The organism is Paenibacillus amylolyticus (assembly GCF_051136285.1).
Classification (GTDB): Bacteria; Bacillota; Bacilli; order Paenibacillales; family Paenibacillaceae; genus Paenibacillus; species Paenibacillus amylolyticus_F.
In genome coordinates this window covers 4,411,842-4,426,299 of record NZ_CP194938.1, presented here as the reverse complement: position 1 = coordinate 4,426,299, position 14,458 = coordinate 4,411,842, and the positions used below count along the sequence as shown (strand labels likewise).

13 protein-coding genes are annotated in these 14,458 nt (G+C 48.4%); 1 reads left to right on the top strand and 12 read right to left on the bottom strand.

All coding sequences use genetic code 11. The features are described 5' to 3' along the window. Window positions 1-180: 180 nt before the first annotated feature. Window positions 181-657 carry a GNAT family N-acetyltransferase gene (locus ACR8BL_RS19410; protein ID WP_434749135.1) on the bottom strand — a complete coding sequence of 159 codons (477 nt, stop codon included), beginning with the start codon at window positions 655-657 and terminating at the stop codon, window positions 181-183. A 255-nt stretch (window positions 658-912) separates the two neighbouring features. Here ACR8BL_RS19410 and ACR8BL_RS19405 point away from each other — a divergent pair, with 255 nt between their 5' ends. Continuing rightward, window positions 913-1,374, top strand: coding sequence for a hypothetical protein (locus ACR8BL_RS19405; RefSeq protein ID WP_434749134.1), 462 nt, complete (start codon window positions 913-915; stop codon window positions 1,372-1,374). Window positions 1,375-1,461: 87 nt separating this feature from the next. Here ACR8BL_RS19405 and ACR8BL_RS19400 read toward each other — a convergent pair whose 3' ends face one another. From ACR8BL_RS19400 to ACR8BL_RS19350, 11 genes are all read right to left on the bottom strand, one after another. After that, on the bottom strand, window positions 1,462-1,632 hold the full coding sequence (locus ACR8BL_RS19400) for a Spo0E family sporulation regulatory protein-aspartic acid phosphatase (protein WP_434749133.1): 171 nt from the start codon (window positions 1,630-1,632) through the stop codon (window positions 1,462-1,464). 303 nt (window positions 1,633-1,935) lie between these two features. Then, window positions 1,936-3,318, bottom strand: a complete 1,383-nt coding sequence (locus ACR8BL_RS19395; protein ID WP_434756406.1) for a transcriptional regulator — start codon at window positions 3,316-3,318, stop codon at window positions 1,936-1,938. 685 nt (window positions 3,319-4,003) lie between these two features. Beyond that, window positions 4,004-4,144, bottom strand: coding sequence for a hypothetical protein (locus ACR8BL_RS19390; RefSeq protein ID WP_434749131.1), 141 nt, complete (start codon window positions 4,142-4,144; stop codon window positions 4,004-4,006). 651 nt (window positions 4,145-4,795) lie between these two features. Further along, a complete protein-coding gene (fni, locus tag ACR8BL_RS19385; RefSeq protein WP_434753177.1) occupies window positions 4,796-5,863 on the bottom strand; it encodes a type 2 isopentenyl-diphosphate Delta-isomerase in 1,068 nt (355 codons plus the stop codon). Window positions 5,864-6,205: 342 nt separating this feature from the next. Then, window positions 6,206-7,729 carry a phytoene desaturase family protein gene (locus ACR8BL_RS19380; RefSeq protein WP_434753176.1) on the bottom strand — a complete coding sequence of 508 codons (1,524 nt, stop codon included), beginning with the start codon at window positions 7,727-7,729 and terminating at the stop codon, window positions 6,206-6,208. Window positions 7,730-7,806: 77 nt separating this feature from the next. Continuing rightward, window positions 7,807-8,967 (bottom strand): glycosyltransferase, encoded by a 1,161-nt coding sequence (locus ACR8BL_RS19375; protein WP_434758264.1) that lies wholly within the window; start codon window positions 8,965-8,967, stop codon window positions 7,807-7,809. Window position 8,968: 1 nt separating this feature from the next. Further along, window positions 8,969-9,742, bottom strand: a complete 774-nt coding sequence (locus ACR8BL_RS19370; protein ID WP_434749129.1) for a lysophospholipid acyltransferase family protein — start codon at window positions 9,740-9,742, stop codon at window positions 8,969-8,971. After that, window positions 9,711-10,478: a carotenoid biosynthesis protein gene (locus tag ACR8BL_RS19365; RefSeq protein ID WP_434749128.1), complete on the bottom strand. Its 768-nt coding sequence runs from the start codon at window positions 10,476-10,478 to the stop codon at window positions 9,711-9,713. The genes ACR8BL_RS19370 and ACR8BL_RS19365 overlap by 32 nt, the downstream gene beginning before the upstream one ends. Beyond that, on the bottom strand, window positions 10,478-11,350 hold the full coding sequence (locus tag ACR8BL_RS19360) for a phytoene/squalene synthase family protein (RefSeq protein ID WP_434749127.1): 873 nt from the start codon (window positions 11,348-11,350) through the stop codon (window positions 10,478-10,480). The genes ACR8BL_RS19365 and ACR8BL_RS19360 overlap by 1 nt, the downstream gene beginning before the upstream one ends. Beyond that, a complete protein-coding gene (locus ACR8BL_RS19355; protein WP_434749126.1) occupies window positions 11,347-12,810 on the bottom strand; it encodes a phytoene desaturase family protein in 1,464 nt (487 codons plus the stop codon). The genes ACR8BL_RS19360 and ACR8BL_RS19355 overlap by 4 nt, the downstream gene beginning before the upstream one ends. Then, on the bottom strand, window positions 12,807-14,357 hold the full coding sequence (locus ACR8BL_RS19350; protein WP_434749125.1) for a phytoene desaturase family protein: 1,551 nt from the start codon (window positions 14,355-14,357) through the stop codon (window positions 12,807-12,809). Before ACR8BL_RS19350 ends, ACR8BL_RS19355 begins: the two co-directional genes overlap by 4 nt. Between the last annotated feature and the right edge of the window lie 101 nt (window positions 14,358-14,458).

Here is a 14,458-nt window from a genome sequence, read left to right as displayed (position 1 = left end):
ATGACAAACCCCAAGGCATCAAGGAACTTCGCCGATTCACCCGCAACCATCCCCATCTTCAAATCCTTGGTTCATGTGTCTATCTGTGTATCCTCTTCGGGCCACTTGTTTGAAGTCGTTTACTGGACCTGAATGAATGATCCGTTTTAGATATAGGATTTACAGGATTAAAGCCTAGCCTTAGCCCTTGTTATTGATCTCCTTGTACATCGTCAAGTCCGTCACTTCATAGCCCATCTTGCGATACAGGCTGCTTGCCCGCTCATTATGTCCAAACACATGCAGCCCAATGCGATCCACCCCGAGACTCCGCGCGGTCTTTTCAAGTGCCTCCATCGTTTCTGTACCATACCCTTTGCCGCGATAGGTTTCTTCCACCACGATATCCAGCAGAAAGGCTTCTTTCCCCCGGCGATTCTCCGTAATATTAAACCAAAGGTATCCAACAATGCCGTCCACCGGGTGCACCAGATTGAACACATATGCTCCCGGGGTGTCTAACCCTTCTGGCAGATAACGTTCATACGATTCCTCTGCACGCCCTAGCGCCTCCTCCGGCGCCCACGTTCCTGCTTCTACCTTTTCCTGTGCAAAATCTGCAATTGAACGGCTGCGAAAACTCGCAAATTGTTCCGTATTCATTGGAGACAGTTCCATGTTATTTCCTCCTTATATAGGTGTGATCACTTCGATGTGAATGTTAGGATGACCTGCATATGATCTCTATGTACAGTCCAAGCACCTTTATTATTCCCTTATTGTTCTGCTCGTTCTCCTTCGTATTGTACCTTATTCATTGAACATCAACTATAAAATAATGCTCCTGCACCAACTTTTGCATGCATCCCTGCGTTTATATCTTTAATACGAGACACCCGTATACAACAATCGAATAGAAAGGACGGTTTAACCATGCACACCAAACCACGTCGTCCCATTTCCAAAATAAAACTAACGATTGTCCTTGGCCTGATCCTTGCACTAGGCACCATCGCAGTGATGAGTTTTCTAAATGCCATGGATCCGTTCCGCAAACTCAGAATTACGATTGATAATCAGTCAGACTATGACATTACTCAGATTAAGACAGGCATAACCCATTTGAAGCAACCCGTTCTCGATGCAAGCACAGCAGATAAAAAAGAGGATTCCGACCTACTCTATACCTTTAGCGAAGAAATCTTTAGCGGAAAAAAAATAAAGCATACTCCAAAATTGCATTTTTTAGGCGAAAGTTCCGTCTACGTCATATTAAAGGACAGTCGCGGCAAAACCTATACAAAAACAGCCTGTGGATATACAGAATCTGTGTCAGGAACTTCCCTCATCACGATAACTAACGAGAATATAACTGTGAAGGAAAATTGTACTTAAATTGAATGTTTCTCTTTCTACACATCCACTTATGTTAAAATAGAAGGCGAGCGACCGGCCAAAGTTTCTCGCCCAGAGGTCGATGGATTACTCCATCGGCTTTATCCTTTTAACATGATTGTACATATTAATGAGTTCATCCAGCACCATAGATTGGTGGATCACCTGAGGGTGAAGAAGCTCGCCGTACTCCTTTTTTATCTGATGGAGTCTCTCCCTCGCTTCTTCGATCCGCAGTTTGAGTTCGTCCCGATCCATAACACCCCTCCCTGCTGTACCATTGTAGGACATCCTGCTAATTAACATAAATTCAAATAAACTCCAACAGGGCTATTTCACTCTTGATATAATAGGGAAAGTTCTAAACAATAAGTGGAACACAAAAAACCCCCTTCGCAGTAGAGAAGTTACTTCTACTCAGGGAGTTGCTCAGAAGATTTATCACTCAAGACACTTGCAAACTAACCTCCAAGACCATGACTATTGGTTGTCATTCGGGTATCTGATTGATTTTCAGTACCTTCTTTTACTGGAGTTGGAACAGTTAGTATAATGACTACACTACATATTGCTATAAGAGAAACTAATTTTTTTATCATTGAGATTTTGCACCTCACTAATTAGATGTTGATACCGCATTATTAGGGAATCGGATGCATACCTTCGGTTTTTTTCAAATAACCCAACACATTTAAGCATAGATAAGCCATTGTTGATCTCAAGAGAGAAGGATAAACTATCCAGTAATGTTTTAAATCCATTTTTATAATCTTCTTTCCCAAAATAATACTCACTTATTCCCATTAACAAACGAGCGTAACGATCATTCGTAATGTGACTACTCATCTTGCCTATTCGACTAACCTGTTCCTGATATAAGAATACAGATTCGTATTTATTCAGAACATGTTCAATATCTAAGTTGAATGAATTCGCCGCAACTACAATTTCACATAAAGCTGGAAACACTTCATTTTCTTTATTGGAAATATAATTCAAGTAATCAGGAAGCACATGTACTTGTCCATCTCTTAGCATATACATAAACCGATTCGCTTCAGCCCATTCTTGGAATTGAAGCATCACAAGTTCTTCAGCTTCAGTAGGACACTGTACCCAACTATGATCTATATACTGTGTGATATATTGAAGGGCTGTCTTGTAATCTTCAAGGTAAAAGCAGGCACTTCCCATAACTAAATAAGAGTACAATACATAGAATACAATCTCTTTTTTTGTTTCCTTAGATTTTCTATTTCCGTTCAACTCATAATGAATTGTTGCTCTCACTTTGAGTTTTTCCCCTAATTCTAATAACTTATCCCATCGACGCAAGGATGCATATACATTAATAAGATCATTTAATCCATCAAGTTGATAAGGCTCATCTAAACGATCCACAAAAAATTCAAACTGTGTGGCAAGTGCTAGGTTACTCATCTGATCTTTGGAAAGTCCAATCGTAAACAACCGATACTGACTTAGCGCCAACCGTTCCGAATGCTGCATCTTCTCACTCTCAGCTACGCAACGATAGAGAGGTCTAGCTGCTATCAGCCTCCCTTCATGATATAACTGCTCTGCCAACTCAAATAAGAGAGGAGCATAAGACAGATTATCCATAATTAGGTTAACAGCTTCTTCCATATATTTAACCTTATCAAGTTCCGCACAACGATATAAAAACGGTCTTAACCTTCGCCAATCCGGGCTTGAATGCACAAAACACTCTTGTATGTATAAATCGTAAAAATAACCTTCCTCCAACCTCATACCTTCCGTAATCCGATCTAGTTGTTGCATACCGATAGGGCGGCTCCCATTCAACGTCCCGCTTAACGTACCAGAATTAACACCTGAAATTTCTGAAAATTGATTAAGAGTCATATGATTTGTTTTCAAATAAATTTCTAAATGTTCACGTATTGTGGTATTTGAGTTCAACGGGAACACCACCTTCCAATCAATAATTAAGCAACGGTCAATAAAATCATACTATAAGGTTGTGCTAATTAGCAATATTTTACTTGTAAATATTTTACTAAATATAAATGTACACTACTGATCAATCTTCAAGCTCATATCAGTCCGTTCTGGAGTCCAGAGTAGGATATCCGTAAGAAATGACAATCCATCCATTCCACTCAATCTGTTCACGATGGATTTAATCATCTCTTGTGTATTTCCTGTAACATTCTCAGCGAGAATTAATCCTCCAGTTGACCATAAATATAAAAATGCTTTAGCAAGAGAAGCGAAAGTTCGACCTAACTTGATCTATGATTTGTGCGAGGGAAAAACAAAGAGGCTTGACCTAGCTACTTTAAACAATATTGTAAACACGTTGCGATCAATGACAGGAAATGATTACTCTCTTACGGACGTGCTTGTGTACGGACCAGAAGATAAATAAACTGTATTGCACACGTAACAACGAACATGAAAAGTACTCTTTTAAACATAAAAAACACTCAAACCCATCTGATTAGATAAAAGATGGGGCTGAGTGTTTTTTATCATTTCTATGATACGGAAATCAAATGTTTCTACATTACCCTGCCTAGATCAAATCAATCCACAAGTAGTGCGACGAGGAAAGCAAGTGGCAACCCATGTGCGCTTAATCATGTCAATCCACGCACTCCATACGGAGTGCGACTTCAATGATCCCACCTTCTCCAGCCCATGCATGAATTTCAATCCACGCACTCCATACGGAGTGCGACTGAAACGGCATTCGTAACCATATCTGACCTGTATCCAATTTCAATCCACGCACTCCATACGGAGTGCGACGGTGCTTTGATAACGGAGTTACACGTGAGCAAATAATTTCAATCCACGCACTCCATACGGAGTGCGACAGCAAAAACAGACGTAGTAAAGTTGTAACATCTAATTCGCATGACGTATCTTCTTCATATTGTATCAAATAACCTTGCCAGTGACTTCAAAAACACCCCAATTTAACCACACACTGTTGCCAAAAGGTCACGAAAACATAAGAATACTGGTGCGAATCCCCCAAGGAAATCATGTGAGCTTGGGGTTCGCACCACGAAATCCCTTTCACTCGCATATTCCATTCCTACATCGAACGATCAGCGAGTGCCAGATGAGAGTCCACAAATTCTAACGATCACCAGCGACGCTATTTACCCCTTTTTGGTCACTTTGAGATTCTAACAATCACCAGAGAGCTTATTTACTTAAAAAGTCACGTTTCCTGTCCATTTCTGCAGGTTTTCGCACAAATAGCGCTTCTGGTGATCGTTAGATTTTCACAGGCTGCAGAATGCGCGAAATAAGGTTCTGTGAGATCGTTAGAGCGTCTGAACTGATACTCCCACTCCACCGCTTACTAAACTTCGATTCTGCACTCTGAGTCCTCGACTTCCATGTCAACCCAACCCCAACAACATTACCGCCGCTCAACCAGACGTTCTGTCCGCTTCACCTCTGCAACGCTGCCTGCGCCGATGCCAAACATGACGGTGCGTAGCTCGAATTCGACCTGCTCCAGCCGCTCGGACAGCGCTTCGTCGGACGTGACGGCGGATTCGAGTAGCGAGCGGCCAAAGCCTGCGAGGTCGGCACCCAGCGCAAGTGCTTTGGCGGCGTCCACGCCAGTGTGCAGCCCGCCGCTACCGATCAGCGCCCCATCGGGGTTCAGCGCGCGTACATCCTGGATGCATTCGGCAGTCGGAATGCCCCAATCGGCAAAGGCTTCCGCTGCCGCCCGGCGTACCGGGTTATTGTTACGATACTTCTCCACCTGCACCCAGCTTGTCCCCCCCGCACCAGCCACATCGATGAAGGCTACACCTGCTTCGTACAGTCGCTGTGCCGTCACACCATCGATGCCAAAACCAACTTCCTTCACACCAACAGGCACGTCCAACTCGCGGCATAATGTCTCAATTCGCTGATACAGGCCGCTGAAATTCGTATTGCCTTCGGGCTGGAATACCTCTTGCAATGTGTTCAGATGCAGCACAAGCAGATCCGCGCCAGCGATATCCACGGCACGCTGGAAATCAGCTGTGCTGAAGCCATAGTTCAGCTGAACCGCGCCCAGGTTCGCGATAACCGGGATGTCCGGTGCCCAGCGTCGGACATCAAATGTGCTCGCGAGTTCCGGCTGCTCCACGGCAGCCCGGATCGAGCCTACGCCGAGCGCCCAGCCTCTGGCGTTCGCTACACGTGCCAGGCGCTCATTGATGGCGCCTGTCGTTTTGCTTCCACCCGTCATCGAACTGATGAGCAAGGGTGTGCGCATTTTTTTGCCAAGGAACGAAGTGTCGAGACACACCTCTTCAAAATCCAGCTCCGGCAGAGGATGATGTCGAAACGCATACTTCTCCAATCCGCTCGTGATGCCTTCTCCTGCCACATTCTCTTCCAGACAGAGGCGCACGTGCTCCAGCTTCCGTTCTCCCGTTGCCACTTCGGGCAGCAGCCGTTTGCCGGCTCGCTCTTGTTCGTTCATGATGAGACCTCCTATGTGAGAATGATTTGCAGGGTAGGCTCGCCTGCGTTGTTTGCTCCCTACCCCATGATGAGTTGCTCTGTACCTCTTGTTTCTATGTAAATGCGGTGTAATGGACTGGTGGCAGTCACACATCGTTCTATCCATTCACACCTATCAAATAAATCATCCTGTGTCGTTAACCGCTCATCTTAATCATTCGGCTCTTAAACAACCTATATATGATAGCGCCCATTAATAGACAACTCCATCCAGTATACCGTTCCTCTCAGCCTAATGAAAGGACACTCCAACCCCCCATGATCTCAATCATTACCTTATCAGGGGTTCAGAGTACCCGCTCTACCTCCCCATCTCCACTGCAAGCTGCTCCCCCACGAGCTGACCAGACAGCGTAACAATCGGAGTTCCACCGCCAGGGTGGGTTGTACCGCCCACGTACCAGAGTCCCTGCACCTCTTTGCTTTGGTTACCCGGGCGCATGAAGGTTTGTTTCATCGAATTGGAGGAGATTCCATAGATCGACCCTTGATGAGCAAGCGTATCCTGTTCGATATGTTGCGGTGTATAACGGATTAACACATCCGATTGTTTCAACCCGCCAATACCACGCACCTCCAATTGCTCCAGTACCAACTTACCATAACGATATTTCTGCTCTTCCCAGCTCCACGCTTCGGACAAATATGGCGCGTTCACCAAAATGAACAAATTGCTGGCTCCTGCTGGAGCCATGCCTGCTTCGGAGTAACCGGAATAACAGATGTATATCGTTGGGTCGGAAGGCATCCTGCGGTCACGGAAAATATCATCAAACTCCGGCTTGTACTGCTCTGGGAAAAAGACCGTATGGTGCAGCAACTGATCGTATTGTCTGCGCACTCCGGCCAGGGTGACGAAACCTGAGATGGATGGTTCATATTTTGCAATCCGGGCATCACTCATTCGTTTCCGATGCTCTGGTGCCAGCAGCAATCGGTTTACACTAAGCACATCTCCATTAGCCACGATCTGATCTGCCTCCATAAAGCCCCGATCCGTATCCACACCAACCACCTTGCCATGCCGAACCGCGATCTGATGCACCTCTACCCCCGTCAGAATCTGCACCCCTTTTTCGCGCGCAAGCCGGGTCATGCCTTCAATAAGCTGATACGTTCCACCTTTGACCCCGTAGATGCCCACCTCCGCTTCCACATGTCCCATCATGGCAAAAATGGAGGGCGACAGATACGGCGATGATCCCACATATGTGGCGTATCGTCCGAACATGGCGAGTGTATGTGGATGACTGAAATACCGACGCAGTAGCTCATCCAGCTTGACCGTAGGCCGTACCCGAAGTAGACTGCGCAGCATCTGGAGGTTATATTTGTCGGATGGATTCAGCAGCAGCTTGCCGAGAAAATGGCGATTCGCCTCCGCATACAATGCAGCAGATTCATCCATAAAGGCATCATAATGCGACGCATCTTGCGGGCTGTACGCAGCGATCTGCTCCTTCATCCAGCCACGATTTCTCGACAGATCGACCACGGTTCCATCTGCAAAAATATTACGTGTTCGAGGTTCCAGCTCGTACAGCTGTACATAATTCTCCATCACCACGCCTGCCTGATCAAACACCGAGCGAAACGCATCCGGCATCGTAATCGTGCTCGGCCCGCGGTCAAAATGATACCCGTCCTGCTCGATCTGCTGCAGCTTGCCGCCCACATGCTCCTGCCGCTCCAGAATGGTCACACGTAAGCCAGCCGAAGCAAGGCGGATCGCACAGGACAGACCACCGAACCCTGCACCGATAATAATGACATCCTGTTTTAAGTTATTCCCGCTAGTGGCCTCCGCCTGGTGCCCGTTATCCATTTTCATCCCTTTTCCCAGCGGTGCACCTGTTCTTTTATTACCTTCTGTACCTTCACCGTTCCCTTGTACATTAAGCATCAGCTATACCGCCTGCCTTTCCATACATACCCTTTACCGGATCGACCCGCCTGCCATGAGGCCAGACCGATGGCAATGACACAAGCCATGCTGATCGGTTGAAAAAGAGCCAGCCACCACGGCTGACCTCCAACATGGTCGGATACTCGTTTTACCGCCATGCCAAGCAACGTGCCTATGAATCCGTACAACATTGAGGTTTCATTTCCCGTTAATAGCCCTGCCACAAAACCCAGCGGCGGAACAATATACATCATGAAGTACATCAGCATCGTACCCAGCAGCAGCACGTCTTTGCGCCCCATGCCTTCGTACATATTTTTCTTATAGCCGTTCCAGACTTCTGTCCCATTCTGATACATTCGCGTACTCGTGACGTCATGTACATCTGCGAGCATGACTGGATAACCGGCACGTTTGACCGCTTTGGCAAGACTCATGTCGTCCACCAGATGCCCTTGAATAGCTGCATGACCACCAGAAGCTTCATAACTTGTTCGATGAATAAGCAAAAAAGCCCCCGTAGCGGCGACAAACAGCGGACTGGTTGACCTGCGTATCATAAAAATAGGCAAATGACTGATGATCGTAAACATCATCATCGGCACGACAAGCTTTTCCATCCAGGTCTTCGCGACCTGATAGGGAAAGCCGGTAACCAGTCCGCCTCCCTGCGCGCACCCGGCAGAAAGGGTTTGCCGAATGGCATCGGGCTTGACCCGAACGTCTGCATCCACGAACATAAACCAGTCCCCCTGCGCTTCCTGAACCAATCGGTGACAGGCATGGGATTTACCCATCCAGCCCGCAGGTAGTTCTGCCCCCCGTAGCAAACGTATGCGTGAATCTCGATCAGCGATGGCCTGAACCAAAACGGCAGTTTCGTCTTCCGAGCGGTCGTCCAGCACCAGCACTTCCATACGAAACCCCTTCGTATCGCTGGCAAGCACACTTTCCAAACATGCTTCAATATGTATTCGTTCATTACGGGCGGGGATCAATACCGACACAAGCTGATCGGGCGGCTGTATGCTTGCTGTACGGAATGAACGAACTCTAGGCAGGCAGGAAGCGTTCCATATGGCGAATAACCACTGCACAAGCAGCCATCCAACCAGACACATCCACAGGATTTCAGCTGTATTCATACTCCCGTTCATGTTATCGGTTCACCCGCTTTCGTGCTTCATTGTACTTTTCGCTAGTGGAACGTGTACCCCTAATCAGAGGTTGTGCATCCGTTAAACTTCCTTGCCCAAGCCGAATTAGCTCTGTCCTGTGATGATCCAGCTGCTGTTCGAGCATACGACCCAGCCGCTGTGCAATCTCTTCACTCTTCCATGCTTTCCAATCTTCCATGATCGGCGGGCCAGCCTGCATGGAGATTTCCGGCAGGTCGTGCTGAACCATGCCATGACATAATGTAACCGGCACGGCAATAGCCTGCGGGAAACGGCGAAGTATTAACCCAATGCCTGGACGAAATTGAATCGGCCGAGCCTCCTGATGCAGAATTTCACCCTGCGGGAAAATCCAGACCCTTTTGCCAGCAGCCAGCAACTCATTCGTATATTGCAGAGACGCCCGCACACCAGATGCACTGTCCTTGTTGATCGAATACGCTCCGAGTTTGCGAAAAAAAGCATACTGCCGAAGCTGCCGCTCCTCCATCATCACATAATGATCACCGCGTGAAGTTTGCTTCGCCGCATGGTACAGCAGCAGACCATCCCACCACGAGCTGTGATTCATAAAATAAACGACGGGCTGATCTGGTGCCATAGATACCATCTGGCTCCCGCCGTTACCATCCATTATCTGCGGGTCGAGTGAACCCGAGAGCGTGAACGAGCGAAAACGTCTGCGCAGCAGGTAATAATGATTGTACAGCGAGAAGACTCGGTCAAACGCGTTGGACTTTACGGCGCGGATCATACAACCAGCTCCCCTCGGCAAGCAACACACCTGCGATGGCAATGATGAAGCTGCCCGTTATACCTTCTTTCAACGCGAGCAGGCCGAACAGAAGGATAAACAGCTGATACAGCCACTTTGCCCGGAGTAAGGAACGTCGATCCTTCGGCATGGCTGGCAAAAAGAGAGACAGAAATGCACCCATGATGAACCAACTGATGTAGTTTGTCCATGGGACACCATAGAACCCGCCCGGAGCCTGCCATTCCCAAAATCCCCTTGCATGAGCGACCGGGTCAAGTACGAAATCCAGCACAATCGCCCAGAATCCAGTCTTGAGCGCCCGAACAAGCTTACCGCCCCATGTTGATCCGCCGCCACTGATCAGCGCCGAATTACCAACAACCGCAATCCATGCGAACCCCAGCGTCACCGGGACACTAAACAGATGGATGCCGAAGAAGTCGGAATAGGCGTATTCGCCAAAAGGCCAGTGTGTATGTACACCGATCCACTCCACACCCATCCCGCCCAGCCAGATGATAAAGGAAGATATCCAGAGGCCGGGACGCAGCCATTTGACTGACTGGTCGGGCAGGTCAGATCGGTGATGCTGCTGATATATAAGGTCAAGCACGTACAGTGCATAGAACACAAGGAACAGTCCATTGGAGAAGGATAACACCTCAGGCACACCAATCGTAAGCATCAGGATGGCACCAATGGCGTACCATACCCAGTATACCCACTGGATCATCAGGATACCGCCATTCGGGAAGCTTGATAAGCCAGCATCGGATAACGTTTCACAATCGCACCCAGCATCTCCAGTTTCAATTCATCACTGACATACGCTCGTTTTGTATACACATCGTAGTCGTTGCGCTCCACAGCGTGCAGGATGGTTGAATAAAAAGCTGCGGCCAGTTCAATTGAAAAGGCACTCTCTGCCGGATAGGTGTCCAGACGATCCATGCCGATCCGGAACCAGTCCAGCGCTGCTGCTTTCAGATCCTGAATGATCGCAATAAATCGTTCATCGACAATGCCGTCCTCCCAGTCCTGTTCGGAGTATCCGTGTTTCTCCATGATCTCCAGTGGCACATAACGCCGCATTCTTGCCCGGTCTTCGCCCACATCCCGAATAATGTTCACAATCTGCATGCCTTTACCCAGTGCAATGCCGTTCATTGCCACTTCCGCACCGTTATCATTACGGAGCACAGGCAGCAGCATCTCACCTACGGTTCCAGCAACCAGATAACAGTAATGTTCCAGTTGTTCCAGCGTTGTATAATGAGTTACTTCCAGATCCGTTAATTGGCCTTCCATCTGACGAAAAAACGGGCCTTTGTCCAGATGAGGGAAGCTGCTGAACAACCATCTCAGTGCTGGCCAGATAAAATGTCCCTCCGCTTCTTCAAGGCGTTCAAACAAATCATGAATCTCATGAATTGTATATGTTGATTGCTCCGGCTCATCCACACTGTCATCAATCATGCGGCAAAACGCATAGATGACATATACTGCCTCACGGCGCGGACTTGGCAGCCCTTTGAATGCTTGATAAAAAGACGAGGAGCCCTTCTGCATCAACTCTTCGCATCTGCTCAATATTGCTTCATTCATTTCCCCATCTCCTTCATGAGTTGATTGACAGCCATCCTTGCACCTTGCATGACGATGGGCACTCCGCCCCCTGGATGCACCGATGCTCCAGCGGCGTATAATCCTTGTATCTTCGGAAACGGCTTGGGCTGCGGTCGATACACACCCGACTGAAACAGAACAGGTGCAATGCCGAAGCTTCCTCCACCATAAAGACCATCACGCGCGGCGTCAGCAGGTGTACGTACCTTTTTCCATTGCAGCGCTGCACGTAAACCCGGGAATCCCCTCCGCTCTGCCTCTTCCAGCACATGTTCTGCCAGCGCCTCACTCTCGTGTTCCCAGTTCACGCCTTCAGCATCCGGTACCGGAATGAGGAAATACAATACGCTCTGTCCCGGGGCTGCAGCCGTTTCGTCCACCGCAGCCGGATTGAATACGTAAAACGAAGGTTTAGCCGGAACGCGGCGCTCGTTAAAAACTTCGCGTAAACTGCCATCCAGGCTTGGAGGCAAGAAAAACTGATGCGTTGTGGCATCCTCCCACCTTTTGTCTGCTCCGGCATAGATCAGCACACACCCCGATGAAGGGCGATAAGGCTTCCGTTTCACGGGTGCTTCTGGCACTTGTTTCAGCAACCCGCTCAAGTTCGGAAAATCCCCGTTATAGATCACAGCATCCACATGTTCAGCACCGTCAGCCGTTTCAATCCCCTTACATACTCCGTTGATGATCTTTAGTCCAGTCACTTCTGTATTCAGCTTGATCTTGCCGCCGCGAGAGAGCAGTTCCTGTTCGAGAATAGCGGGCAGAGCCGCATAACCACCCTTCACCATCCAGATGCCATATTCATGCTCGGCATAAGGCAGCAAGGAATAAATCCCCGGCGTGCCAAAGGGCGATCCACCGATATACAAGCTTTGCAGCGAATAGGCATCCAGCAATTCTTCATGTTCAAAGTAATCCCCCACAGCCTTACGCACACTCTTGTGTGCACGCAGCTTGCCCATAAGTGACATGAGCGAGGGGGTGAAGAAATCCCTTTTGCGCGGAAACATCTGTTCCAGAAACGCTGCCCGGCCTGCGGGGAACAACGTGTCCATATCCTTCATAAACCTGTTGAACCCCCGGCCTTCTCCCGGGAACAACCGTTCAATCTCTGCGGTCTGCTCCTCCCGGTCTGTCATCTTGGTCATAACGCGCCCACTGTGATAATGCACCCGGTATAACGGGTCACAGCGCAGCAGCTCGACCTTGGAGCGATCCACACCTGCCTCTTCCAGAATGCCGAGCAGCATCTCCGGCAACAGTACAATGGTCGGACCTTGATCAATCCGGTAATCACCTTCCTGTTCAAAAGCAATCCGGCCACCCACGCGGGACCCTCGCTCATAGACGGTAACATCCCATCCCTGACGGTTCAGCAGCAACGCTGAGGTAAGTCCTCCAATTCCTGCACCTACAACAGCAGCCCGCTTCATGATTGTCCTCCGGCTTGGGCTGTCTTCACGTAAGAGGATGGCTTGGTACGTCTTCGTGCATCCTCTTCCTGAATCAATCTGACACTGATTCGTGCCGATTCGAAAATGGTTGGCAAACCGCTGCCCGGATGCGTACCTCCACCCACCAGCCAAACGTGTTCCAATTCCTCAAACTGATTATGTGGTCTGAGATACATCATCTGGCCCAGATTATGTGCCATATTAAACGTTGCCCCCTGGTATACATCCAGCTCATTCTGCCAATCCAGCGGTGTGAACAGCATGCATTCTTCAATCCGGCCACGAATGTCTGCCAGCTCAGGGATCGCTTCGAGCCGCTTCAACATGTCTTCCTGTACCTTCGCTCGTTCCGCCTCCCAATCGATGTCTCCTGTAAGGTTTGGTGTTGGCATCAACACATAAAGTGCAGATTTTCCTGCAGGAGCGAGTGTCGGATCGAGTCTGGATGGGTTATGAACATATAGAGACGGGTCTGCCGATAAAATTTTGTGCTTGGTAATTTCGTCTACGTTCACCCGGTAATCTTCCGGAAAATAGATCGAGTGATGCGGCAGGTCGATCTCGCCATCTACACCGAGATACAACATGGCTGTAGAACAGGAATATTTTTTTTGTTTCATTTTTTCCGGTGTATATTTTTTAAGTACGCCAGGTTCGAACAGATGGTTCACTGCATGGGCAAAATCGGCATTAAGTACCACATGGTCGGCTTCGATCCGTTCGCCATTTTCGAGCAATATACCCTCGGCGTGACCATTACGAACGAGAACCTGTTTCACCGGTGTACTGGTGTGAATACGCCCACCATTCTCCTCAACGACATCGGCCATCGCCTGGAATATACGATTCACACCGCCGATCGGATGGAAAAGCCCATATTGGTGTTCGATAAACGACAGAATCGTAAAGGTTCCCGGACAATCCCAGGCGGACATGCCCAGATATTTGGACTGGAATGTAAATGACCAGCGCAGACGTTCATCGGTAAAATAACGGGAAAGAATGCCGTAAACGGTGTTATTTATATCAAGCTTGGGCAGTGCGGTAATCGCATCTTTGCGTAAATAATCGGTAAGCTTGCCAAACGGACGGCGGAGCAGGGGCATCACTTTGCCAAACTTCACTTCCTCGTCTCGCATGTACCGCAGGTAATTCTCTTCATTGCCGGGGAACAGCTCTTTGATCTGCGCTGCTGTATCTTCCCGATTGCGTGAAGGTGTGAATACCTTATCTCCAAAGTTCAAAGCGTACAGCGGGGTCAGTTCTTTCATATCTACATAATCAGACAACTTGCGTCCAACCATATCAAACATCTCTTCAATTAACTGAGGCATCATCAAGAAGGTAGCCCCGCGGTCAAACTTGTATTCACCAAGCTCCAGACGGGAAGAACGTCCGCCAATAGCTGGTTGTTTCTCGTACACATCAACCTCATATCCCTGACCGGACAGTAACATGGCTGCTGCAAGTCCACCTGGACCTGCGCCAATGACAGCTGCACGTTTGCGTTGTTGATTCGGTATCATGCCACTCACCTTCCTATGTAGGACCATCTCTAGTTCTCAAGCCCCTAACCTATTATTAAACCGTAGCGAAACACTTCAAGCGGGTAAATCAAAAAACATTA

What these genes read in the sequence shown, in the direction of transcription:
- ACR8BL_RS19410 (WP_434749135.1), bottom strand. Translation starts at nt 657, where the DNA reads ATGGAACTGTCTCCAATGAATACGGAACAATTTGCGAGTTTTCGCAGC.
- ACR8BL_RS19405 (WP_434749134.1), top strand. Translation starts at nt 913, where the DNA reads ATGCACACCAAACCACGTCGTCCCATTTCCAAAATAAAACTAACGATT.
- ACR8BL_RS19400 (WP_434749133.1), bottom strand. Translation starts at nt 1,632, where the DNA reads ATGGATCGGGACGAACTCAAACTGCGGATCGAAGAAGCGAGGGAGAGA.
- fni (WP_434753177.1), bottom strand. Translation starts at nt 5,863, where the DNA reads ATGAACGAACAAGAGCGAGCCGGCAAACGGCTGCTGCCCGAAGTGGCA.
- ACR8BL_RS19380 (WP_434753176.1), bottom strand. Translation starts at nt 7,729, where the DNA reads ATGGATAACGGGCACCAGGCGGAGGCCACTAGCGGGAATAACTTAAAA.
- ACR8BL_RS19375 (WP_434758264.1), bottom strand. Translation starts at nt 8,967, where the DNA reads ATGAACGGGAGTATGAATACAGCTGAAATCCTGTGGATGTGTCTGGTT.
- ACR8BL_RS19370 (WP_434749129.1), bottom strand. Translation starts at nt 9,742, where the DNA reads ATGATCCGCGCCGTAAAGTCCAACGCGTTTGACCGAGTCTTCTCGCTG.
- ACR8BL_RS19365 (WP_434749128.1), bottom strand. Translation starts at nt 10,478, where the DNA reads ATGATCCAGTGGGTATACTGGGTATGGTACGCCATTGGTGCCATCCTG.
- ACR8BL_RS19360 (WP_434749127.1), bottom strand. Translation starts at nt 11,350, where the DNA reads ATGAATGAAGCAATATTGAGCAGATGCGAAGAGTTGATGCAGAAGGGC.
- ACR8BL_RS19355 (WP_434749126.1), bottom strand. Translation starts at nt 12,810, where the DNA reads ATGAAGCGGGCTGCTGTTGTAGGTGCAGGAATTGGAGGACTTACCTCA.
- ACR8BL_RS19350 (WP_434749125.1), bottom strand. Translation starts at nt 14,357, where the DNA reads ATGATACCGAATCAACAACGCAAACGTGCAGCTGTCATTGGCGCAGGT.